Source organism: Pseudacidobacterium ailaaui, from assembly GCF_000688455.1.
GTDB lineage: Bacteria > Acidobacteriota > Terriglobia > Terriglobales > Acidobacteriaceae > Pseudacidobacterium > Pseudacidobacterium ailaaui.
In genome coordinates this window covers 58,420-81,089 of sequence record NZ_JIAL01000001.1, presented here as the reverse complement: position 1 = coordinate 81,089, position 22,670 = coordinate 58,420, and the positions used below count along the sequence as shown (strand labels likewise).

Here is a 22,670-nt window from a genome sequence, read left to right as displayed (position 1 = left end):
CGTCTACTAAAAGCTGCTGCTCTGTCTGCCGACTCAACCATTCGCGGCAAGCAGAGCAACAGATACAGCCTGGGCAACCCTGAGCACACCTTCCTGAACCTGCTTTTCCCGGTCGGGCGGGATCCGCTGGATCGGAGTGGAGACACTCAGGGCCACAATCACACGCCCATCGGCATCCCGGATGGGTGCTCCAATGCAGAGGCCTCCTAGCATGGAGTCTTCACGGTCAAAAGCCACGCCTTCTTTCCGGACTCGCTCCAGCTCGGGCCACAGGGCCTGACGGTCAATAATATTGTGCTCGATACGTTTGATAAGTCCATAAGCTTCCAGCATGCGATCGATGGTGTCTGCCGATTGAAACGCAAGAATTGCTTTCCCGCGTACATCTGGATGTAGTCAGACGATGCACGGCCCATCTCAAGGCCGATGGCCTGTCCAACGATGAAGGCCACGGCCTCGGCCTCTGTCTCCCGCACCGTGGCGGTGGTCATCGTGCGGCGTTCGCTTTTGTGCAGAAGCTCGTGTGCTTATGTTGTGCGCTACATAAGCGCACTTATGTTGCGCAGGAAGTTATCTTGCGTAGCAGCGTTGAGGCCCAGTAATCATGCGGCTGTGCAGCGCTGCTTGCGCAACATAAGTAATCAGAGAGAGCGGAGGAAGGCCATCAGAGATGGGTTGTCTTTCCAGGGCCGTTTGGAGACGGCAGGGGTGGAGAGTGCATTGCTATGCGCCAGCATCTGTGCCTTGCGTTCCAGATCGACTTCGGCATAGATGTTGGTGGTGTCGATGGAGACGTGACCATCACCGTTAACTGCCGGAAAAGAACCTGGCCGACAAGCGCGACCATATCCGCATGATGAGCAAATCCGAAACTGGTTGTTGCCTGCCGCGTACAGACCAACGAGTTCATTGACTGTAAGTTGTAGGCCCTGTGTTGATGTAGAGGCAGGGCCTTATGTCAGCAGTTCCAATTGAACCGCACTCTGGTTCTTCTTGCGCTGCTCCGATCTGCGAGGTTTGGGATTGCCACCTTTCCGTAGATGTCGAACGAGTAATGGCAGTGCGAGGTGATACGCCGCCGCGTGATGGACGAACGCTGTGTCAGCGGTCCACGTGACGCCAGCAATTGCACGGGTGGTCAGCGACGGTTCCAATTTCAATTGTCCGCTGATGAGCGCAAGGCCAAAGCCCTTCTGTACCATCCATTGCACCTCGGCGGGTGTCGCTGCAGCACAGGCAGCCTGGGGTCGAACACCGTACTCAGCAAGCATTTCAAGCAGCCGCTTGTGCGCTGAAGGGTGACTCTCCGGGTCACGGAATACCGTGAGCCGGTCGGCCATTTCTGATGGCCGAATCTCGGTGAGCTGCGCGAGCGGATCGTCAGTCCTCATGCAAACGACCAACGGCGTGCTGCCAATCTGCAACACAGCAAGATCGTCTCCTTCTACCGGCATGGGAAGCAGTGCACAGTCGAGTGTCTTATTTCTCAGGCGTTCCACAATTTGCGCTGCATTGCCTCCAGCCAAATGCACAGGACACGCCGGAAAGACGCTTTCGTAGAGCCGCTGCAATCCTTCAAGAACGACGGTGGGCGCAAAGCTGGAAAAGCCGAGACGCAACGGCGGCACTTCCCCTTGATGAATCGCTCGTGCGGCTTTCACGATCTCGTTGCGCTCGCGAACGGCTCCTTTGGCATAGCTGATGAGGACGAGGCCGGCGGGGGTTGGTTCCACTCTTTTCCCGCTGCGGTCGAAGAGCTCAATCCCGAGTCCCTCTTCGAGATTTTTGATCTGCTCGCTCAGCGAAGGTTGAGCCAGGTACAGCTTCTCTGCGGCGCGTGTAAAGTTGCCGGTTTCGGCGATCATCGCGATGTACTTCAGCAAACGGAACTCCAGCAAGTCAGATATGCCCACGACCTCCATGGGGAACCAGGGCAGAAACGTCAAAGGGACCTTACCGTGCTTCTTTCGTGATTACGTATCGATCTCAGGTTGCGGTGACGAATCATCGGCGTCAATAGGTCACTTTTTGGTGACCTGAGCAGACTGCGCGCAAATCTGCAATCGGTCCGGCCTATGGCGTCATCGGTGAGAAGTCTTGGACAGTGGAGCAGCTTCGGCGGACGCTGATGAAAAGGCGGGGCAAAACCGATCGGACATCTCGACTCCGGCGGAGCGCGCCTCCTTCAAACTCCCCTAATCGAGGTCACTCATGGCCGCATCAATCCTGCAGAATCGCTATCCCTTAGAAGAATCGCCGTCCACGTCGTCGGACACCGACGATGAGCCGCTATTGAACGCCCGACAAGTTGCCGTAAGGCTTGGCGTCTCCGAACGTTGGGTCCGGGACCACACTACGAGGCGCTCGCCGCGAATCCGCGGCGTTAAGCTCGGTCCGTTGATGCGATATCGGAAACAGGATGTCGAAGCCTTTATGCAAGAGTTGAATACCACAAGCTCTTTCCCTCTGCGCCGTAGTGGTGTATGAAGGAATTGTTCTCCACGACCAGGACCGGAAGCAGAATACGGAGAGCGCAATGGCAATGAAATATCAGCAAGGCACCGTCTACCTTTGCGGGAAGAAGGTGAAAAAGTGGTATGGGAAATATGTGATTTACGGTCGGGACGCCGACGGGAAGGAGGTCCGAAAGTATCGCAACGTCGCGATCTGCCCCAAGGCGGGAAATCCGAAGTGGAAGGCGGAGCAATTGTTGCGTGAGAAGATTCTGAAGGAATGCGGCATGCTCGCCGAAATGCCCGCAATTCCTTCCGATGACTCAGTAACGTTTCGCTGGTTTGTGAAGGAACGCTACATTCCAATGCGACAGGGCAAATGGAGCCCTGCATATCGCAAGACGAATAGCTACCAGCTTGAGCATTATCTGGTATCAAAATTTGGAGACCTGCCGCTGAAGAAGCTGAATTCGTTTCAGATTCAGATTTTTCTCAACGAAATGGCTGCAAAGGGCTATTCGGATTCTGTAGTTCGCTCCTGCTTCTCCAACATTCGGGCGATCACCCGGATGGCAAAGAAGCACAAGTACATCGCCGAAAACCCAGGAGAAGACGTGACCATGCCTCAGGCAAAAATGGCAGAAAAGCCCGTGATGACAAGGGAACAGATCCTTGCCCTCATTGGAGCTATCGAGGACGTGCACGATCTTTGCCTGCTGTGCATCGGAATCTTCTGCGGACCGAGAGCCAGCGAGGTCATGGGGCTGCAATGGAAGTCCTGGACCGGCGACGCTCTTCTGCCCCACGGAACCGCCTACGAGGGGCAGTTTTACAACGGCCGTCTGAAAACCAAACAGAGCAAGACTCCTATCCCTGTTCCGGAGCGGATTCGACCCGTAATCGAGTCTTGGCGAAAGCTCTCCAAGGATTCCTCACCAGAGGCTCTAATGTTTCCGACATTTGGGCGAGGGGAGCGGAAGGGCCAGGCGGTGCCGAGGTGGGGGAAGAACTTCCTCCGGTGGCGCATTCGCCCGGTCTCTCGAAAGCTCGGAATTCCTGATCGCCTGGTCACGTTTCAAGTGATGCGGCGGACGCTGGGGACCGACATGCAGCAGCACGGAACACTGAAGGACACTCAGGGGATATTGCGGCACGCGAGCATCAAGACGACGGGCGACGTATACGTTCAGACCATCGAACGAAGCGTTCTCGCTGCCGTGAACTCGCGCACCTCAGCGGTGCTCGGCGACTGGGAGATGCCAAATGCAGAGTTGGGTCTGAAGGGGAGAACCCTTAAAGGTCCTGATGCAATTTGGCGAAGTTTGGCGAAGCCGAATGGTGGGGAAGTCGTAAATTGTTGATTTATTGGCTCCTCAGGTAGGACTCGAACCTACAACCCTTCGGTTAACAGTCGGCTTGTAACCCTTGGAGTATCAATGCTTTCTGCGGAGTAGCGTGACGCCGGAAGTCGTTTTTGGAGCCCTTTCGGCGCGCAATTGAACCTCGGTTTGACCCCGGAAATAGCACTCCGGCCTAGCCGAATCCCACAACGATTCTGGGTCAGAAGTTGGGTCAGAATCCTCAAAATCAGCCCGGTTCTCGAAGCCTGATCGTGGAGGAACCGAAGGATGATCGCCATACTGACGCTTGGGACAAACTGCGGGACAGTGGTTTCGGATCTTTCATATGTATCGGTTCGGGTTCTTGTTCCATTCCCCATCTGTGCGAGCTGTCACCGCAGCAGACTGGGGAAGTGTTTCTTTCGAAGATCATCGATGATCTTCGCCGAAAGCTTCCACGCCTCGCCCTGGATATGGACAATCAGTTCCGCCCACACCATGGCAAAGGCTCGCAGCGCTTCTTGCTCATCAAAACGGACTCCGGCCGGAAGCAGCGGCTCAATGTCCTCGGTCAAGCTGCGCTCCAACTTTTGCAGCATGCGCTCCTCCGCAGCGGCACGATGTATGGGCGTGCCCTCCAGCGCAAGGTAGTGGTCGAAGCAGGCAAGAAGCTTGCCGCAGTCCAGATTCAGTTGCTTCAGTCCTTCATACAAATCGAACAGGTCACGGGTCTTGCGCCGCTGCAGAAGTGCCCGCAGCTTCGTCCCGAAAAGTTCTTCCGGCTCGAACGAGACGACCTCTGCCTCCGCCTTATGCCAACGGCTATTTACAGAAAATGGGTAGCGCTTCAGTCCGAGCAGGCAGACATGCTCACGAGTGTTGATCTCAACCTTGAGCTTGAGCTTCGTGCTCGCGTCCGCTTCGGGAGTATAGCGAAAGATGAGATGAATGGAATGGCCGGCCTGTTCCCTCTTGCAGTCGCCGAGCCACGATAGGGCCTTGCGCACGGCATTGACCGTAGAGCCAATCGACTCCGCTTCTGTCTGGACGAGATCAATGTCTTCGGAATACCGCAGCGGTTGCGCGAAGAGCAGCTTGTGGAGCGCAGTGCCGCCGCGGAAGGCAATCTTGCCTTGCAGTTCGGCGGCGTTGAACAGGTCACAGAGGGCACGGCTGATGATGAGGTCCTGTTCCACTTGCCGCATGTCGGGCCACGGAGCCTTTGCCGTCCACTCGATGAGGTATGCGTCGGGAATCAAAAGTCCACCTCCACCGGCTCATGAATCGTGAGACGCCACTTGGTGTTTCTCTCGGCGGAATTCGCAGCGGTTTCCTGAATCGGCCGGATGGCTGGGTCAAGCGGCTTGAACGATTTCGCCTGGGCCGCGAACGGCTCCAGCGCCGCCGACTGCCGGGAGTGGCCTGCCAGATCGAGCAGATACCCCAGCCGGCGAACCGCAGAGTTCTCATAGAACCCAGCGATCTTCGCCAGCTTGCGCGGAGCCGCTTTGCCCCCGATGTCTTTCACGATCTGTGCGACTCCGGCAATCCCGGATGCCTGATGGAAGTAGCGCACGCAATCCAGCAGAGTCAGCTCGACCCCAGCGACTTTAGTGAAGCCCTCAGCGGTCTTGATCTTGTCCAGCCATTCCGGCCGATTCACCTGTTCGAAGATTCCCGGCGCCTGGTAGAGGAATTGCAGCCGGTGGCGGCCGATCTCAAGCAAGCGAAGCTGCTTTGGAACAACAATCTGGAATACCATTGCGGCCTGATGGGATGCGCCGTGAAACGCCGCCGCGCGCAGGAGTGAAACGCGATAGTCGGTGCGTTGGTGCTGCATCAGAGGGTCGATCCAGCGGACGGGGTCTGGCGCACCGAGGCTCCAGTCTTCGGGGCGTAGAATCAGGTAGAACTCGTGGCGAGCGTTGATGAGCTTGCGCTTCTTCGCTAGCCGAAGAGCGGCTGCGGCAAACGCAGACGGCGATAAGCCGAGTCTTCTCCTGGCCTCTTCTTTGGTGAAGTAAGCGCGCCCTTGAGCGAGCTGCTGATCTAGGTAGGACTCAAGCGATGCCATCTCCCCAATCATACACAAAAATAATCTAAAAAAGCATTATTTTGCATATAATCAGGAAATCACTCCTAACAGATTGTTTGAATATACCAGAAGACAGACACACCAGAACGGAATGCATCACTGCAGGATTGGCGCTTTCATTACGCTGAGCAATGCGCGGCCTGAAAGCGTCCGACCTCCATTTTCGTTCTCCATCAAACGTCATCGCTGCGGTTCGTGAAGCGCCGCCTGTAAAAGCGGCTTGCGGTAAAGTATAAAATCCATCTCGGAAGTTCAGCGGCTATACCTCTTCCTCAAGACATTGTCCGTGCTCTTTTAGCCAAGCCTTCGCCTTTGCCATCGTGGGAGAGGCCGCGCGAACAATGTTCCAAAACCGAGCCGTATGATTGTTTTCCAACAGATGCGCTAGTTCGTGGACAACCACGTAGTCGATTACGAAGATCGGTGCCTTGATGAGTCGCCAATTGAAGTTCACAGCGCCATTTACCGTACAAGATCCCCAGCGATATCGATTATCAACGATCTTTGCGGCTTTGAACTTGACGCCCAGTTCTTTGGCAGCTGCGTTAACACGAAGCAGGATTGTCTCTTTTGCCCGATCGATATACCACGACTTCAAAGCTGCACGCTTTTTGTTCTGGTGTGAAACGGGAACCTTGAAACCATCGGAAAATTCCACCTCACCGCTCTCGGTCTCGGCAATCTCAATTCGATAATCCCTGCCAAGATACGGTGCTGACTCTCCATTCACTACCTCCTTGCCGGGAGGATGAATTCGGTCCTGATACTTCTGCTCGTGATGGAGCTTCCCATAAATCCACTGGCGCTTGCTATTCATCACGTGAGCTATCGCTTTGTCTGAAGCGTTCTCTGGCGCATGGACGATGATCGTCCGGTCTCGCTCGACTGTGATAGTCAGCGTCCTTCGTTTCGGCGATCGCACGATTTTGTATTCCAGATCGTTCATGCGGCGTATAGAATCGCGTCGCTGTTCTTCTCGGCGATTTCCATAATTCGGCTAACGATGTGGGTCCGGTTTTGCACGATCCCTGGCAGCCTGGAAAACTCTGTTTGTAGAAGCGTTCTCTGAATGTCTGCCCTCAGTTTGTTTCGCGCAGGTATGCTCTCCCAGAACCCCGTCAGCTTCAACTCGCGCTCGACTTCTCCGAAGACTTGCTGTGTAAGCGAAACGAGTGCAGAGATTGAATCGTCGTCCAGCTCGGCTTCACCATAAATCTCCTTTTTGAGTACTCGGAAGAATGGCATTTGCTTCTTGCGGTGCAAGCCATATGTCGGCTCTTTTGCGGCATTGATAATCCGCAGTCGAAGTTTTTCTAACTCCTCATAAACCTTATTCCAGTTGTCCTGGAACTCCGCAAGAATCAAGCGGAGCGCCTCTGCAAACGAAGCCCGCAGGTCTGGGTCGTCATTCAATTCAACATCAAGATGGTGACGAATGGCGTGCTCTATCTCTGCTGCTTTTGTCTTCGTCCGGGTCCGGCTGCTAACGTCTTTTTGGAAATCTTCATCCAGGATTGAGATAGGCTCAACTTTTACTTGGATTCCCTGCGACTCAAGAAAGGCATCAGTAATTTTCCGAAGTTTCGGAGGGATGCCCCTCATGCTCAGCCGCGCATCCCTGCAATGTTTTCCCGCAAGGACATTGACCTCCGCAAGCGCTTCATATTCTGGCATGAAGCCCAACGCTTCCTTGGCGGGAAAGACTACGTTCAGGCATCGCGTATATGTTTGGAAGAGCGTCATGAATTCAAACCGCAGGTCTTCGTCATAGAAGAGATCGAAGAATGCGTCGTGGTCCGTCAGATCAGTCAGGCCGTTCTTGTTGAGAAATTCCATGACTGCGTCTCTGCTTGCCCTCAGCGCCCTAAGTTCTTCTTCCGGAAAGCTCAGCGTGTTCAGCATTTCTTTCTGTTCACGCTCGTCATAGGTGTCGAGGGCCTTTTTCAAGTGGTGTCCAACACCCACGTAATCGACGACAAAGCCCTTCTCTTTAGCCGCGCCGGCAACGCGATTCACCCGGGCAATCGCCTGGAGCAAGCTGTGAGCAACGATGACCTTGTCCAGATACATCACCTGCTCGATGGGCGCATCGAAGCCCGTGAGCAGCATATTGGTGACGATCACGATACCGACATCGCCATTCACGCCCTCATCTTCCGCGCCGAAGGGCAGCTTGAAGCTTTTGATGGTTGTCTTGTGCCTGGATGCGTCGGTGTACGGAGCAAGGTCCTGGGTATCGTTTTGCCTGCCGGAAATGACCACATCGGTCTTCATCCGCTCCAGCAAAGCAATGTCAATTTCCCTTGGATTCGCCTTCTTCAATTCTGCGATCGTTTCGGCGAGCGCCGCATCCACGTGTTCCTTGTAGCGCGCGGCTGCCTCCCGTGAAGTGGCCACAATCTGTGCTTTATAGCCATTCGGAAAGACGTGCTCGACGTAATGGGCGATCATGTCTCTTGCCTTTGCCTTGATTGTCTCCTTGGCCTCAAGGTACGCATCGCGCGAACCGTAGCCGAGAATCTGGACGCACTCCTGCGGCGTGTAATCCCTGAATACATCGTGAAAGGCAATGTCCATGCCCAGGGCATCGGTCACTCCCGCTTTATGGGTGCGGCCTTCATAGACGATTTGCAGCGTTACGCCGTCCTCAATCGACTGGCGCATTGTGTACTTGTCGATGTAATCGCCAAAAACGCGCTCCGTCTTCTCAATCGGCGTTCCGGTGTAGCCAATGCGCGTCGCGTTCGGGATCGCCTTGTCGAGATTCGCTCCCAGCATGTTGTATTGCGAGCGGTGCGCCTCGTCGGTCATCACCAGAATATGCGGGCTGGTGTTCAACTCCGGGAAGGTCTCTGTCAAATCTGCTTCACGGAACTTGTGGATCATGGCCATCACCAGATCGGACGAGTTGGTGGCAAGCAGCTCCTTGAGCTTCTTAATGCTGTCGGCCACCTTCACCGTGTAGCCGATGCTCTGGCTGGTATCGGAAAGCTGCTCCTCCAACTGGGTCCGATCGGTTATAAAGACAACCTTCCATTGCGACAGCTCAGGATGCCGGTACATCTCGCGCACCATGAACATCATGGTCAGCGATTTGCCGGAGCCTTGCGTATGCCAGATAATGCCGCTGCGCTCGCGTGGCGTCTTGCCTTCCTTCAGGCGCTTCACGGCCAGCTTTACTGCGCGGAACTGCTGATAGCGCCCGACGATCTTGATCGTCTCGCCTTTGTCGTTGGTTGAGAAGAGCGTGAAGGTGCGGATGATGTCCAGCAAGTTGTCCGGCGCAAGCATCCCGGCCACCAGCCGCTGCTGGTCGTTGGGGCTCGTGCCGCCGTGCTCCAGTTCGTCAACGGTTCGGGGAAAGGGATCGGACCAGCGATAGAAGTGCTTTTCGCTGTGCGTGGTGATGGTGCCGAACTTGGCCTCCTGGCGACAGGTGGCAACGACGAACTGGTTGTAGTAAAAGAGCGGGGCGCTGCCTTCGCCCTTGCTGCCGCGCTGCTCGCTGTAGCGGAGCAGTTGCTCAATAGCCTCCGGAATCGGCTCCTTCACCTTCGGCGACTTGCACTCGATCACCACCACCGGCAGCCCGTTTAGAAACAGAACAATGTCCGGGATGATGTGGTGCTCCGTGCCGAGGATGCACACCTTGAACTGGCAAACGGCAAGAAAGTCGTTGTTTTCCCCATGCGCAAAGTCGATGAAGCGCACCGTTGGGCTTTTTTCGCCCGTCTTGCGGTTTTCGCTGACGCTGGTGCCCTCCTGGAGCAGGTTGAAGACATGACGGTTGTTCTGGATCAGGCTCGTCGATGGAAAGCTGGCCGTGAGCTGCTTCACCACCTCGTCCATCTGGTCGTCTTCCAGCCAGTCGTTGATCGCCTTTAACTGCCGGCGCAGAATGGGAAGCAGAACAACATCGGTAAAGCTCTCCCGGCCGGTGTCTTCAGGATGCTGCTTGCTGTCGAGATCCTTGATCGTCCAGCCCAGCCCATGCAACTGGTCCAGCAGAGGCTTCTCGACGTGGTTCCGCTCGTCGAGCTTCAGTTCTTTTGCTAACCGTTCGTTGATCATTGCGCGCTTTCAACCTGCGTAATCTGAATCCCGTAATTCGTCGCTAGAGCGCCCAACACTTTCTTGTGGTTATCCACCAACTCTGCCATCGTCCACTGACTGTTCTGCAACACCCGCAGGGAATTTGGGCAAGTTGTGATGGAGCCATTGAAATACTTTGCTTTCTTGTGCTTGTAATTCAGGCGTCCTTGGGATGAGTTCTTTGCCCGCGTGATCAGAACAAGATTGCCCAGCTTGTCTGTCCACTCGTCACGCTGCTGCTCTGTGAAGTCAATGACCCACTGGCTATCTTCTTTGGGTGTTTGAGGCAGAATGTGTTCGACAGAGGGCGTTTGAATCGACATCAACTGGCCTGGGTCGCTATAAATGAAGTCCAACTTCAGTAATAGGTAGCGCGTATACTTTCTGCCGTATACCGTACCGCTCACAGTGCGCATCAGGCCGGCCGCATCGAATTGGAAACAGGCATTCGCGAGCACAGCCTTTGCTGATTCAGCACCTTCGACAACCCGAATCACCTGATTCATGTTCTCGATGCGCTCGGTTGGAGTTAGTTGAGTCATCCAATCAGCAGAGAATTTCCTATCCAGCTCAATAAGGAAGTCCAGCAGTCCGAGGTATCCAAATCTGTCGTAGTAAAGGAGCAGTGGAGGCACCCAATCACTTGAAGGCAAACCAGTCAGCATTACTTTGACCAGGTTGTCGAACTTGAAGGAGTTCCCGGTCTCTTCGTAGTTTCCGCCGCCGAGAAGATCGTTGTAATGCTTCAGATATCGCTCAACAAGCTGAAAGGTCTCTTTGCCCTTCTTCAGCAGAGCAGGCTTCTTCTGTCCAGTTGCCTTTTCCCTCTCCTTGGGGTAGTAAATCTTATCTTCGAATTCCTGCAGCAAGCTCAGGCGAGCTTTGTCTTTAACCAAAATCGTGCGCAAGTGGTTCAGGAATCGGTCAAAGTCGTCGCCCAGCGAACTCTCGGCCTCCTCCCACAGCTTTGCATATTTAATCTTGTCGCTATCCTTGTCCAGTTCTCCGAGGTTGAGCGATTTCAGGATATCGCTATTGCGCAATGGAACGCCGCGATCATTCAGAATCGTGAACAGACGAAAGGCGTCTTCCAGATCCTGCGTAGCGACGTAGATGAACAGGACATTATTGAGTAGGAAGGTCAAAAGCTCTTCTGGCGTGATGCCATTTTCAGGATTCCCAAGAAATTGCCGAATTTCCAGAATGGCCCGCGCCATGTTTTGTATTGAAGTGTCCGCTTGCGATTTGGTGAGTTTTTCGAGTTCCTCAGTCTTGTTGGTCCCTCCCGGTGTTTTCACGTAGATTTCTACGAATTCCTGCACGTCTTCGCGAATAGCGAAGATAAGACGGTTTCGCTCAGGAATCCTTGAGAAAGGGTCGCCTTGTTGGTAGATTCGACTCTGGCAACTGTTTTTGGCGAGCTGATTCGTAGCTGCGTCACGGATGCAGGCCAGCAGCATCAATAGAGTCGTCATGCGTTGTTGGCCGTCGAGCAGGTCATTCTCATTGAACTCCTGCTCGGAATGTGCCTGTTTGAACTGGAAGACGAACGAGCCGAGGAAGTATTCGCTGTCGGGCTTGTCCTTGCTGGCGAAGGTCAGGTCATCGAGCAGTTCGTTAACCTCGTCCTTTCCCCAGATGTAGGGGCGCTGATACTCCGGGATACGGAACCACATGGTCGAGAAGACATCCTTGACCAGAATCTTTTCGCTCTTGATCTCGTTCTTGTTCGGCATTCTCTTCCTCTCTTATTGGGCAAGTTCCAATTCCAGTAGGGGAGTAACGCGCTTCCTGCCGGTGAGCAGGTCTTGCATGAGTGCGGTCTTAATGTCGCCAAGTTTATGGAGTTCCAAACGTGACTGCCTGATTGCCGCCTCGGCTGAATCCAGATGGTTCTTGATTACCTGTTGTTCGGCCAGTGGTGGCAAGGCAACAAAAACCGCGTTGAGTTCACCGCTATTGAAGGTGTTGTTTACTTGAATCTTCGCGGTTAGAAAATAGCCGTTGGATTTCATTGAGTTCATCAAAAACCATAGGTACCTTGGATCGCATTTACTTCTAAGCGTTCTGATCTTGAGTAAAAAACCAACATGAGTAAATACTTCAGTGCTGTCGAAATATGCGGTTTTCCCGAGGTTGCGTTTGGCAAGTTTTCTTGGCCCAGCTGTGGCAGTTAACTTTGGCCCACTTGGGGCAAGTTGCTGGACAGCGTAGAGGGATGGAGATGCGCTGGGCTTCGGGCTGGAGCGTAGCGGAAGCCCGAAGCCCAGCGGGGGCGGCGATTAGCCCGCAGGTTTGACCCGTCCTTTCTCGACCGTTCGCCGGAAGCGGTAGCTGTCGGCGCCGGTTTCGATGATGTGGGCGCGATCCGTGATCCGGTCCAGCAGCGCCTTGCAGAGGCGGGCGTTGGGGATCACCTGGGTCCACTCGGAGAAGGGCAGGTTGGTTGTGAGGATGACCGCCGCCTTTTCAGCCCGCTCGGCGATGACCTGGAACAGGAACTCGGCGCCTAGTTCAGCCATCGGCACATAGCCAACCTCGTCGATAGCGATCAGATCATAGCGTTCCCAGCGTGCCAGCACGCGGCGAAGTTGCAGTTGCTGCTTGGCCTCGACCAGTTCGTTCACCAGAGCCGCCGCGGTGGCGAACCGTACGCGGCGCTTCTGCCTGCAGGCAGCCACGCACAGGCCAGTTAACAGATGCGTTTTCCCGGTCCCGCAGTCGCCGATTAGGATCACCGGCTCGGCGCGTTCGATATAGCCGCCGTTGGCCAACTCGTGGATCTTGGTTGCGGGTACTTGCGGTGCTTTGCTGAAGTCGAACTCATCGAGCGTCTTCATGCGCGGCAGGCGAGCATCCTTGATACGCCGGGCGATGGTGTTGCGTTCGCGCTCTTCCAACTCGGCGGTGAGCAGAGCTTCAAGGTAGCGGAGATAAGTCTGCCGTTGTTTGGTGGCAACGTCGGCCAGCGGTGCGCACTGTTCGGCAACCGCGGGCAGGCGCAGGGACCGGCACTGCTGCTGGACCGCGGCTTGTTCCAGGTTCTCGGTCGATGCCTTCATGCCGTCACCTCCGCCGAGTGGCTCAGCAACTGGTCATAGCTGGTCATCACCGGCATCGGCCGTTCGTAACGGGCAAGCGGGCCGATATCGACGGACATCACTGTGGGACGATCAAGATGTCCCGCCAGCATCAAGTGGCGGATGGCGGCTACATCATGGCAGCCAAGCGTGAGCGCCTGTTCCACGGCGGAGCGCAACGGCTCCCAGCCGTGGCCAGTGCCCAGCTGAAGCAACTCGATCATCTGCCGTGCGCCATGCTGGCGGCCATGCCGAACGTTCAGCGCCTGCCACAGCCGGTCGAAGGACTCTGGCCAGCGCCCGGCCTGGCGCCACTGGGCCAGAGCCGTCGAACCGGCCAAGGCGCCGGGCTTGCGTTCGAGCACATCGAGATAGTGCTCCAGATCCAGGATCTGCTGCTGGCGACTGTAGCAGCGTTCATGGCGGGCGACGCGCTTGCCTTCATGCCATAGCTCGACCGAGTCGGCGTTCACGCGAGCCTCGACGATCGTTCCTGGCCGCAACGGCACCGAATAGCGGTTGGTCCGCACACGCACCGAGCGCAGTCCGTCCACGGTCGGGAAGCTGATCTCGGCCAGGTCGAACGGCTCGGTCGCGAGCGGCAGCAGGTACGCCTGCTCGGTGAGCATCGCCGCCCCAACCGTCTCCGAACGTCCGGCCAAGATGCGGTTCTGGTCATCGCGGCAGCACTGTTCCAGATATGCGTTCAGCTCATCCAGGCTGCCAGCTTCCGGCAGTGGCACCCAGTGGTTGCGCCGGAAGTAGCCGCCTTCGCCTTCCACGCCACCCTTCTCGTTGCCGCGGGCCGGGTTGCAGAACTCGCTCTGAAACCGCCAGTGCGAGCGGAAGGCGATGAACCGGGTGGTCTCTTCGCGGCGATGACCGCGCAGGATCCGCTTCACGGCACTCTTCAGGTTGTCATAGCGCAGCGTCCGGAAAACGCCATCGAAGTAGGCGAACGCCAGCTGATGAGCTTCAAGAAAAGCCTGCTGTGTGGCGTTGGTGTAGGCCCGGTGATAACTCGCCCCGCCGGCCATCGAGCGCATCTCGAAGACCTGCAGCTTAACCCGCTCGCCACTCAGAACCGCCCAGGCCTCGTACCAATCGACCTGCGCTTCAGATCCCCAGTCGTAGGTCTGGGCGATGAACACTTCGCGGTACTCAAGGCCCAGTTGCTGGCGCCGGCGCTGCACATAGCCGCGTATGGTCCGCTCGCTGCCGCTGAAATCCGGCAGCTCGCTTCGCAGCCGGTCAAAGATGCGACGCGCTGTGTGCCGCTGCTTGGGCGGTGCCGCCATATCCGTTCGAAGTATCTGATCGATGAAATCGGTGACTCCGTCCAGCTTGCGAAGCCGCCGCTGCTGGGGCTTAGGGGCTGCGGGTTCTGCGCTGCCGAGCGCTTCCCGCACCATGCGCCGGTGTACGCCAAGCTTCCGCGCCACACCCGCGATCGTTCCAACGCCGAACTCATACTCCCGGCGTATCTGTTCGAAAAGCTCCACCTTCTCCCTCCTGGTCAGCCAGCTACGCTTCCATCGCCCCATCCTCGAAGCGTAGCCAACACCCTCTCAGGTGGGCCAAAGTTAACTGCCGCGGCTGGGCCAGACCAGAATGCCAAAATCAGAGGTGACTCTGGCTGCCGTTTCTCCAGTTAAAAAGTAAATCTCCGGGTTCGAGAATATCCCTCCCACTTATGATCTTTGAGGAGGTATAGGCTAGAAGGCTGGGGTTTAGGTTAAGTTCGCCTGAAGCTGAAATACAAGTCAGCATGACCGTCGCGATTCCGGTTTTGTTGTCTGTATCGATGGCATCCGAAATACCATAGGAAACCTTAGCGATTTCATTAATCCTCCAGACATCCCATTCGACTGGGATGCGGCCGAGGGGGGAGTCTTTGAACGGGTGGGTGGATTCGGAGCGGAGGTCGCCGTGTTCGTCGATGCCGCGTGTGAGCAGGTCTTGCATCAGGCCGGTCTTGATGCGCTCCTGCTTGGCAATCAACGCCTCCGTCTGCTCAATCGCCCGGTCCACCGTCGAAAGTATCTCAGCAATCTTGGCTTGTTCAATAGCAGGTGGCGTCGGAATCTGAATTTTGTAAAGTGTCTCGCGGGCTAGGCTCGGAACGCCTGTTGCCTCGTTCAGTTGCCGCAAAACTTGCGTTTGTAAGAAGTAGAACAACCAACGAGGAAGTGCCTCAACGAAATTGCTGAGGTAGTACGCAGTGTCAATTGTCCAGAATTTTCCTGAGGCGAAGAAGACGCGGTCAATCGTTCCTTTTCTCCCAAGGATGATGGAGTCGCCTTCATACAAGAAGTTGTTTCCTTGGCGCCCTTCTCCCCCTGTACCAAGGACAGGATACTGTCCGTAATCATCCAAGATTTGCGCAGGAGACTTACCGTAGTTAATTGAAGCCAATTGTTTTAATGTCTTCGTTTGCCAAGTGTCTGGAAGGGTCATTGTCCAACCCTCCTTAAATACCCCAATCCAGCCAGAAAATCATTCAGCGTGTTGAGTGTCTCGGCGCGACTCGCTTCCAGCGTACGCGCGGAGACGGCGTACTTGTCCCAAAGATTCTCGACCGCCTGAACGAGACGCCGCTTTTCGGCATTCAGATAGCGATGGAGTTCCGTGCTGACGAGGTCATGGAGCTTTTTGAGGATGAGAGTCCTGGCTTCGTCGTCCGTGAGCTGGCCGCCGATCGAAGCCAGCAGCGCATCCGTGGCGGCAATCTTCGCCTGGAGCGTGGCCTTGTCCTTTTCAAGCGCCTTGATCTTCTTTTTCTCGTCCTTCTTGCCGGGGTCAAGGCCGGCCAGCTCTGCATCCACCTGAGCAAGCAGTTTTTGGTTGTCTGCCTTGAACTCCTCGCCGCCCAGCCGCTTGAGCTGCATCTTCAGTTCCAGCTCGCTGGCAAGGGTGCGCTGCGTGGCCTTTGCGTCCTTGATGCGTTTCTCGATCTCTGTAATCGTCTTGAGCTGGGCTTGCAGCCCTTCGCGCTCCTTGCCGGCCGAGGCGCCGGTGCTGCTCGCGAGATCGTCGATCAGCTCTTTGAGCGCCTTCTTGATGACGGCGGCGGTGACGGTCTCATCCTCCTCAGGCTCGTAGGCTGCGACTTCCTGCGCGGTTTCTACGGCCTCGGCCAGTTCGCTCTGCGCCTCGGCGATGGCGGCCTCCAGATTTTCGATGGCATCGGCTTCAGCCTGAAAGAAAGCAGCGATGAGGTAAGAGTCAGGAATGAGGGAGTGGTGCCAGCCGGAGGAGATGATGGTCTTGAGGTCGTAGCGAATCTGTTGCCACCAGTTGACGAAGACTCCGGCGCTCTGGAACTCGTCGAGCACGCCTAGGGGAATCAGCTTCTCCTTGAGTGTCGTCAGCAGTTCGTGGCGAACCTCGGGCATCTTCTTGCCGTTGCGCAGCTCGGCAAAGTCGTTCTGGGCCATGCTCCACCAGTTGGCGAGCACCTGGCCGTGGGCCTGAATGGTGGCGAGCAGCGCGGGATCGGCCTCCAGCGTGGCCTTGATAGCCGACTTGGCTGCGATGGCCGGAACAAAGGCGAGATAGCCGGGGCGTTCCGGCTGGAAGAGCGAATCGGTCTGCACGCCGAACTTAGCGAAGTCCGGCTGACGGGCCGCAACCTCAGCCTGAGGCACGCCACCGATGAGATGCGCCTGCACATCCTCCGGCTCCGGGTCGGGCGTGTTGTCCACGTAGCGCCGGATATTGAGGTTGTAGTCGTGCTTGTCCACGATTTCGGCTTTGGGGACGAGGCGGCTGTATTTGGGGATCTCGCGCTTGTGCGTGAAGACATAGGTGATCTTCTCGATGTCCTCGGGGCGGAGCTTGTTCTGATTCTTGCCCTCGGCGTACTCGCGGTCGGCGTTGATGAAGAGGATTTTGTCGCGTAGCTCGTCGGGCTTGCTCTTGTTCATGACGAGAACGCAAGCCGGGATGCCGGTGCCGTAGAAGAGTCCGGGCGGCAGGCTGATGATGGCCTCGATCACATCGTCGTTGATGAAGATTTCGCGGATGAGCTTCTCTTTGCCGCCGCGGAAGAGCACGCCGTGGGGCATGATGGTGGCCATGTGGCCATCGGACTTGAGGCTGGCCAGCATGTGCTGGACGAACATCAGGTCGGCCTTCTTGCCGGTCTCCGGGCACCACTCGCGGAAGCGGTCGCGGAATTTCATGGCGGCGCGGCTGTAGTTCTGCGAGAAGGGCGGATTGGCAAGGACACGGTCGAAACGGCGAATCTGGCCGTGGTCGAGGATTTTGGGGTCCTCCAGCGTGTCGCCGTTCTCGATGGTGGCCCGCGTGATGTTGTGCAGGATCATGTTCATCCGGCAGATGGCCCAGACGGTTCCGGCGGACTCCTGCCCGTAGAGGGCGAGATTGTTGGCGTCTTCGCCTTGCTCCTCCACATATTGATGGCTCTGGATGAGGAAGCCGCCGGAGCCGACGGTCGGATCGTAGATGGTGTTGCCGGCCTGCGGCTTGACGAGTTGAACCAGGAGCCGGACCACTTCGGCGGGAGTGTAGAACTCTCCACCCTTTTTGCCAGCGCTGTCTGCGAAATACTTGATGAGGTATTCGTAGGCCGCTCCAAGCAGATCGGGGAACTCGAAGTTGTCGTTGACCAGCACAAAATCGGGTTGGTTGAAGTGGTCAAGGAGGTCCTTCCACTTCTGGTCGGGGATTTTCGTTTGCCCCTTTACTGCGTTGAAATTGATGTTGTTCTTGAGGACGCCATTGAGATCGTCGTTGGTGTCCTCGATGGCGGCGAGCGCCTTGTTGAGCATATTGCCGATGTCAGTTTTGAGATCTTTGAGGGCGGGCACCAGGTCGCCGCTCTCATCTGCCCACGGCTCATTCCAGCGGGCTCTGACGGGAACGAAAAACGTCTCGCCGTAGGACAATTTGTCTTCGAGTAGCTCCGCCAGGAGCGCGGGATCGGTAATGTGGGCGAATACTTTTTTGCGGAGGTGTTCACGCTTGAGGTCGAACTCGTCGGACAGACGCTTGATAAAGAGCATCCCAAAGATAAACTCTTTGAATTCAGAGGCATCCATCTTGCCGCGCAGGATGTCGGCGGCTCCCATGAGGAACGATTCGAGTTTGGATAGAGTGATTTTTTCGCGGTCCATAATGGCGTGTCCCAATGATATTCCACGCATCAAGGAAGTCTGGTGCCGGTGCTGATTCTGTTTCTGGAAGAGTGCGCTGCTCCGCAGCGCGGGCGTGACCGTCGGGCGGGGGAAAATGGCCTCCTGCCGTGGCGGGAGCGCGAATGAGGGCGGGCAGACGGGCGCTGAGCATAAAAATGCGGAGCCGTTTGCCGGCTCCGCGATGAGGTTTTGCGGGGTTGACGGTTACGCTGCTGCGGCCTTCTTGGCGGCTTTGGGTGCTGGTTTGGGCGCGGCCTTCTTCGTCTCTTTGTCCTTCTCTTTCGCCGCGAACTCTTGCTTGACCTTGGCCGTAATTGCGGCCACGTCCACCTTGTAGAACTCGGCAGCTTCGTGGAGGGCTTTGGGGGCGTCGGTCGGCGAGTGGGCCGACTGGAGAACGGCAACCTCGACCAAAACTCGGCCGAGCGTGCCCTCGTCGGCCTTGCGGAGAAAGGACGCAAACAGTTTGGCCGGGGCGTCGGTGGTGCCGTTGGCCTTGCCGACGCTGTGAAGCCGTAGCAGGATTGCAATGCGGCGCTCGTCCAGCGCGGCGGTGAGACGTTCGGCGGTAAAGAGCAGGTCGCGCTTCATCAGGCGAATCGGAACCGCATCGCCGATGGCTTTGAGGACGCGGAGGCCGGTTGTCTGTGCGATGGCTTCTTCGTGGCGGCGCTTCTCCTGCTCGGCCTTGAATGCCGCATCGTTCGCGGGCCGCTGCTTGCGGGCGTGGTGAATCGGGCAATCGGGATTCGCGCAGATGCGCCGCAGTTCCCCCTTCTCGCTGCCCTCGGTGACGATGGCTTCGGTAGTGAATTTGCAGGTCTTGTACTCCGGCCAGTCGCGCTGCTTCTGGTTAGTGGGCTTGTCGGTGCGAACCTCTACGTATTTGTTGCGCGGCACAACCGGGCTGTCGGCCTTCGCCGGGCCGTAGGCTGTGCTGATCTGAATAAGTTTAGGTTTGGCGGCGATGGTCTGGCGGACGTGCGCGTCTACCTTTGCCGCGTAGCACTTTGGATCGGAGCAGGAATCATGCTGCGACGCGATCCCCTGGAAGAGCAGAACATTGTGCCCGGTGCGCTTGGGACAATCGACGCACGAGCCGGCCTCGGGCACAAGCGCGGCGTCCTCTTTCGAGAAAGGCGCGGCGGCAAGCTTCAACAAGATGTTGTGCTCGATCCACTGTTGCAGGTGGCGGACCGGGAGCAGGATGCGCTTCGGCTTGCCGGTGCCGTTGCTGTACTGCTCCTGATAGCAAGCGGCGAGGGCTTCCTCCTGCTGCGCCGGTTGCAGCTTGGCCAGCAAGAGCGCATGGCCGACGCCGATCTCGTCCTTGGCGAAGGCTTCGGCGACAGGCGCGGCAAGTTCCGTCAAGCGAAGGCGAGCGGCGACGTATGCCGGACTCTTGCCGCATTTTGCGCCGATCATTTCGATGGTGTACTTCGGCTCTTCCAGGCGCATCAGGGCTGCGAAGCCCTGCGCCTCGTCGAGCGGGTGAACGTCGCGGCGCTGGAGGTTCTCGACGATGCTGGTTTCGAGCGCCTGGGCGTCAGTCAACTCGACGATGCGCACCGGCGCGGTTTCGAGTCCAGCCCGCTGCGCGGCGCGATAGCGGCGGGCACCGGCCACGATCTCGAAGTGATGATCGACGGGCCGGACCACAAGCGGCGCAAGAATGCCCTGCGCTTTGATCGACTCGGCCAACTCGTTCAGGCTGGCCTCGTCAAAGCTCCTGCGGGGATTGTTTGGCGACTCGGTGAGCGCGTCAAGCGGCAGGTTGCGATATTCAGACTGCATGGTGTTCGTCATGATCGATTCTCCTTTTCAGGTTGTCTTGCGTGAAGGCGTGGGCGGGCCACGTGAACCCGCCCGGTGATTGGCGGGTTAGCGGCTGCGCTGGAATGCCTCAAGGAACCTCTGCGCGCGCAAGTTGCGGTCCCACGTGCGGGCAAAGCTTTCGTGCTGGTGAAACAGGTCTGGATAGAAGATGTAGTTCTGTGCGTCGCGCATGCGCGAAAACTGCTCGATGCCGAGGTAATCGTTGCGAAAGTAATACGGCGTCATCATCCAGCCCAAACGCGCCGGGTTGGTCAACTCGAAACACATCTCCGGGTCGCGCATCAGGTCACCGTTCAGTTCGCCGTAGTGCGCGATGGAGATGGCCGGAGCGCCGAGCGGACCCGGCTCCGGCGTGGCCTCGATGACAAGCGCCATATAAGGCGGGTTCTCGATGCGCAGATAGAGGTTGCGGCGGAACCCGCCCGCCGCCGCGAGAATCTGGAGGATGGTTTTCATTACGCCACCTCCGCGAGTGAGTTCCTCTCGCTGGCCGCGTCCTCGGAGAGAATGGCTCCGAGGATCACGGCAGAGGTGCGCTGGATGACTTCGAGGCTCTCGGTCAGTAGCGCCGCGTTGCCCGCGTACATCTGGATGTAGTCGCTGCTGGCGGTGCCCATCTCAAGGCCGACGGCCTGGCCGACGATGAAGGCCACGGCCTCGGCTTCGGTCTCGCGCACGGTCGCGGTCGTCATGGTGCGCCGCTCGGTCTTGTGCAAAAGCTCGTGCGCCGTTTCGTGTACCAGCGTGGTGAACTCCTCGGCCTTCGACTGGCCGGGCAGTAACGCGATACGTCCGCCGTAGCTGACGCCAAGCGCCGGGGCGATCTTCTCGTTGAACTCCAGCTTGATGCCCTGCGCGTTGAGGAAAGCAATCAGCCGGTCGCGGTGTGCGCCGACTTCGCCGCCGATGTTGTGCTCGAACTCCGGCAGGTCCATGCCTTCGGTCTGTGAGACATCGAAGACGTAAACCGCGCGGAAGCCAATCAGCACGGGCGCGGGCTTCGCCTGGCTGTCTGCATCCTGCTCCTCGTTGGCTGCATTCTTCCTGCGCCGGTGGCCGATGATTGGGGCGAGAATCTGGATGCCCTTCTCGCCGCGCTTCACAAACCGGCCCAACTCGTTCCACGTACGGATGCCCGCAACGCGGGTTGCGGTCGGGCGCTGCCGCGCAATGGCGAGAATGTTGCCGAACGAGTAATTGTGGAAGCGGGCCATCGCCGCCAGATACGCGGTCAAGGTCTCGCTCTTGCCTGCTTCAAGCTGCTGGAGCAGGAACTCGACGGCCTGCTTGATGAGTTGCTGCGCGGGGTTTTCGCGCTCGGTAGTGCGCTGCTGGTAGGGGGATTCGCCGCGTAGCGCCGCATTGTTGCTGTGCGGCGCGGTGTTGGCGGTGCTGTTGCTGGCGTAGGTCATGATCTTCGGCTCCTTCGGAGTGGGATTTGCCGTTTTTCAGCCCTGGGAGGGCTAAAAAAAGACATTCGTTTCATAGCTGCGAAAAGGGCGCAGAGAGGCGCTGTCAACCCCCGAAGCCCGAAGGGGCGCGGAAGCGAGCACGGCGCTGTATGCCGCGCGGAGCTGCACAAGCGGGGTTGACAGAAGGAGCCGAACGAAGCCTAGAGTTCGCAGGGAAACGAATGTCGAACCGGAGGTCCAGCCGAAGGCTGCACCGCATTGTTTTTCAGGGTCGGCGTTGCGGGCAGGACACAGGCCCGCATGGATGGGAAGCGTAGAACGCCAGTCTCACCGGCGGTCGCAGTGGGGGAAGGGCGCCAGCAGCCTGCTACAAATTCAGCAGCCCCGCCGGGGACGGAGATGATAGGTTGTCGGATGTATGTGGCCAAAAGGTAATGTATGTTCTACTGCACAATAACGGAAAAGGGAGATTGATCCGGTGATATTGACTGAGCGGCTCTCTTGCTTTTTCGCAGCATTGACTGGATAAACTCCAAGAAGATCAGCGTTTGTGTTTTCGGATTCCTCGCCGCAATTGAAGCTGCTCGTCAATTCTTGCAAGTGCGCTTCGCGCAACGAATGCAGGAACTTTCGCTTGTAGGGCTTTGAGCTGTTCCAAATGGCAATTGCGCAGATGCTTGCCGCTCCCACACGGGCATGCCCAATGTCCCTTAAAGACGTCTCGACTTAGGCATTCGAGATAACGGACAATGGTATTCCGGTCAGAAATCCCAGTTATGTCTTCGTATGCTTCAAAGAGTCCATCAATGCCATGCGATCGCTCTCCGAAGGGCCACGGTTGCCCAGCTTCGATAAGAATCTGCCCGAGAAAGAAGTTCCTCACAGGACCGTCCAAGAATGCGAGTATCGAGTCGCGCTCCGTTCGCACCAGCCATTCTTCGGGAACAATCGGGCACGCTTCTCCGGTGCCATTATTCACGTGTCGGTTCTCGTGCCACGGAATCCTGCCGCCAACCTCCCGAAGAACCGGAATGGATTCTGGAAAATCTGCTGGCAGTTCGATCTCGATCTGAAAGCGATCGAGCACATCCGTTGCGTCCATGATGGGAAAGCTGCCACGGATATAAACAGTGCCCTGCTCCATCACCACCCGTAGGTCCGGATACCTCGCCGCAATCTCCGCCTCCATATCGCGCAGCACAC

18 protein-coding genes and 1 pseudogene are annotated in these 22,670 nt (G+C 57.2%); 2 read left to right on the top strand and 17 right to left on the bottom strand.

Annotated features, from left to right (window positions below; translation table 11 throughout):
* Positions 1–33: 33 nt before the first annotated feature.
* The 3 genes and pseudogenes from N655_RS16495 to N655_RS0100370 all read right to left on the bottom strand — a co-directional run bounded on the left by N655_RS16495 (position 34) and on the right by N655_RS0100370 (position 1,946).
* Positions 34–333 (bottom strand): IclR family transcriptional regulator domain-containing protein, encoded by a 300-nt coding sequence (locus tag N655_RS16495; RefSeq protein ID WP_049961154.1) that lies wholly within the window; start codon positions 331–333, stop codon positions 34–36.
* 29 nt (positions 334–362) lie between these two features.
* A pseudogene (locus N655_RS20810) lies at positions 363–527 on the bottom strand (DUF1738 domain-containing protein); the annotation flags it as partial.
* A gap of 426 nt (positions 528–953) precedes the next feature.
* On the bottom strand, positions 954–1,946 hold the full coding sequence (locus N655_RS0100370; protein ID WP_026441401.1) for a LysR family transcriptional regulator: 993 nt from the start codon (positions 1,944–1,946) through the stop codon (positions 954–956).
* Between the two features lie 265 nt (positions 1,947–2,211).
* On the opposite strand from N655_RS0100370, the gene N655_RS21125 reads away from it, so the two are divergent.
* Positions 2,212–2,487, top strand: coding sequence for a helix-turn-helix domain-containing protein (locus N655_RS21125; protein ID WP_432757641.1), 276 nt, complete (start codon positions 2,212–2,214; stop codon positions 2,485–2,487).
* A gap of 49 nt (positions 2,488–2,536) precedes the next feature.
* Positions 2,537–3,814, top strand: coding sequence for a tyrosine-type recombinase/integrase (locus N655_RS0100365; protein ID WP_155987442.1), 1,278 nt, complete (start codon positions 2,537–2,539; stop codon positions 3,812–3,814).
* A gap of 371 nt (positions 3,815–4,185) precedes the next feature.
* Here N655_RS0100365 and N655_RS0100360 read toward each other — a convergent pair whose 3' ends face one another.
* The 14 genes from N655_RS0100360 to N655_RS0100290 form a co-directional block, all read right to left on the bottom strand.
* Positions 4,186–5,052 (bottom strand): nucleotidyl transferase AbiEii/AbiGii toxin family protein, encoded by an 867-nt coding sequence (locus N655_RS0100360; RefSeq protein ID WP_026441399.1) that lies wholly within the window; start codon positions 5,050–5,052, stop codon positions 4,186–4,188.
* Complete coding sequence (locus tag N655_RS0100355) at positions 5,049–5,867, bottom strand: type IV toxin-antitoxin system AbiEi family antitoxin domain-containing protein (RefSeq protein WP_162173459.1); 819 nt, start codon at positions 5,865–5,867, stop codon at positions 5,049–5,051. Before N655_RS0100355 ends, N655_RS0100360 begins: the two co-directional genes overlap by 4 nt.
* A gap of 280 nt (positions 5,868–6,147) precedes the next feature.
* Positions 6,148–6,834, bottom strand: a complete 687-nt coding sequence (locus N655_RS0100350) for a M48 family metallopeptidase (RefSeq protein ID WP_026441397.1) — start codon at positions 6,832–6,834, stop codon at positions 6,148–6,150.
* Positions 6,831–9,959: a type I restriction endonuclease subunit R gene (locus N655_RS0100345; protein WP_026441396.1), complete on the bottom strand. Its 3,129-nt coding sequence runs from the start codon at positions 9,957–9,959 to the stop codon at positions 6,831–6,833. Before N655_RS0100345 ends, N655_RS0100350 begins: the two co-directional genes overlap by 4 nt.
* Positions 9,956–11,716, bottom strand: a complete 1,761-nt coding sequence (locus N655_RS0100340; RefSeq protein WP_026441395.1) for a DUF262 domain-containing protein — start codon at positions 11,714–11,716, stop codon at positions 9,956–9,958. The genes N655_RS0100345 and N655_RS0100340 overlap by 4 nt, the downstream gene beginning before the upstream one ends.
* A gap of 12 nt (positions 11,717–11,728) precedes the next feature.
* Positions 11,729–11,995 (bottom strand): restriction endonuclease subunit S domain-containing protein, encoded by a 267-nt coding sequence (locus tag N655_RS0100335; protein ID WP_026441394.1) that lies wholly within the window; start codon positions 11,993–11,995, stop codon positions 11,729–11,731.
* Positions 11,996–12,262: 267 nt separating this feature from the next.
* On the bottom strand, positions 12,263–13,042 hold the full coding sequence (gene istB, locus N655_RS0100330) for an IS21-like element helper ATPase IstB (RefSeq protein ID WP_026441393.1): 780 nt from the start codon (positions 13,040–13,042) through the stop codon (positions 12,263–12,265).
* Positions 13,039–14,562: an IS21 family transposase gene (gene istA, locus N655_RS0100325; protein ID WP_026441392.1), complete on the bottom strand. Its 1,524-nt coding sequence runs from the start codon at positions 14,560–14,562 to the stop codon at positions 13,039–13,041. The genes istB and istA overlap by 4 nt, the downstream gene beginning before the upstream one ends.
* A gap of 118 nt (positions 14,563–14,680) precedes the next feature.
* The gene (locus N655_RS16490; protein WP_049961153.1) at positions 14,681–15,517 is read right to left on the bottom strand and encodes a restriction endonuclease subunit S; all 837 of its coding nucleotides are present in this window, start codon (positions 15,515–15,517) and stop codon (positions 14,681–14,683) included.
* A complete protein-coding gene (locus N655_RS0100315; protein ID WP_026441391.1) occupies positions 15,514–18,198 on the bottom strand; it encodes a type I restriction-modification system subunit M in 2,685 nt (894 codons plus the stop codon). The genes N655_RS16490 and N655_RS0100315 overlap by 4 nt, the downstream gene beginning before the upstream one ends.
* 225 nt (positions 18,199–18,423) lie before the next feature.
* The gene (locus N655_RS0100305) at positions 18,424–20,025 is read right to left on the bottom strand and encodes a ParB/RepB/Spo0J family partition protein (protein ID WP_026441390.1); all 1,602 of its coding nucleotides are present in this window, start codon (positions 20,023–20,025) and stop codon (positions 18,424–18,426) included.
* Positions 20,026–20,100: 75 nt separating this feature from the next.
* The gene (locus N655_RS0100300) at positions 20,101–20,511 is read right to left on the bottom strand and encodes a DUF6908 domain-containing protein (protein ID WP_026441389.1); all 411 of its coding nucleotides are present in this window, start codon (positions 20,509–20,511) and stop codon (positions 20,101–20,103) included.
* Positions 20,511–21,467, bottom strand: coding sequence for an ArdC family protein (locus N655_RS0100295; RefSeq protein ID WP_026441388.1), 957 nt, complete (start codon positions 21,465–21,467; stop codon positions 20,511–20,513). Before N655_RS0100295 ends, N655_RS0100300 begins: the two co-directional genes overlap by 1 nt.
* Before the next feature lie 541 nt (positions 21,468–22,008).
* On the bottom strand, positions 22,009–22,668 hold the full coding sequence (locus N655_RS0100290) for an SEC-C metal-binding domain-containing protein (protein WP_162173458.1): 660 nt from the start codon (positions 22,666–22,668) through the stop codon (positions 22,009–22,011).
* Between the last annotated feature and the right edge of the window lie 2 nt (positions 22,669–22,670).

What these genes read in the sequence shown, in the direction of transcription:
- N655_RS0100305 (WP_026441390.1), bottom strand. Translation starts at nt 20,025, where the DNA reads ATGACGAACACCATGCAGTCTGAATATCGCAACCTGCCGCTTGACGCG.
- N655_RS0100365 (WP_155987442.1), top strand. Translation starts at nt 2,537, where the DNA reads ATGGCAATGAAATATCAGCAAGGCACCGTCTACCTTTGCGGGAAGAAG.
- N655_RS0100315 (WP_026441391.1), bottom strand. Translation starts at nt 18,198, where the DNA reads ATGGACCGCGAAAAAATCACTCTATCCAAACTCGAATCGTTCCTCATG.
- N655_RS0100300 (WP_026441389.1), bottom strand. Translation starts at nt 20,511, where the DNA reads ATGAAAACCATCCTCCAGATTCTCGCGGCGGCGGGCGGGTTCCGCCGC.
- N655_RS0100355 (WP_162173459.1), bottom strand. Translation starts at nt 5,867, where the DNA reads ATGGCATCGCTTGAGTCCTACCTAGATCAGCAGCTCGCTCAAGGGCGC.
- N655_RS0100335 (WP_026441394.1), bottom strand. Translation starts at nt 11,995, where the DNA reads ATGAAATCCAACGGCTATTTTCTAACCGCGAAGATTCAAGTAAACAAC.
- N655_RS16495 (WP_049961154.1), bottom strand. Translation starts at nt 333, where the DNA reads ATGCTGGAAGCTTATGGACTTATCAAACGTATCGAGCACAATATTATT.
- N655_RS0100350 (WP_026441397.1), bottom strand. Translation starts at nt 6,834, where the DNA reads ATGAACGATCTGGAATACAAAATCGTGCGATCGCCGAAACGAAGGACG.
- istB (WP_026441393.1), bottom strand. Translation starts at nt 13,042, where the DNA reads ATGAAGGCATCGACCGAGAACCTGGAACAAGCCGCGGTCCAGCAGCAG.
- N655_RS21125 (WP_432757641.1), top strand. Translation starts at nt 2,212, where the DNA reads ATGGCCGCATCAATCCTGCAGAATCGCTATCCCTTAGAAGAATCGCCG.
- N655_RS0100345 (WP_026441396.1), bottom strand. Translation starts at nt 9,959, where the DNA reads ATGATCAACGAACGGTTAGCAAAAGAACTGAAGCTCGACGAGCGGAAC.
- N655_RS0100295 (WP_026441388.1), bottom strand. Translation starts at nt 21,467, where the DNA reads ATGACCTACGCCAGCAACAGCACCGCCAACACCGCGCCGCACAGCAAC.
- N655_RS0100340 (WP_026441395.1), bottom strand. Translation starts at nt 11,716, where the DNA reads ATGCCGAACAAGAACGAGATCAAGAGCGAAAAGATTCTGGTCAAGGAT.
- N655_RS16490 (WP_049961153.1), bottom strand. Translation starts at nt 15,517, where the DNA reads ATGACCCTTCCAGACACTTGGCAAACGAAGACATTAAAACAATTGGCT.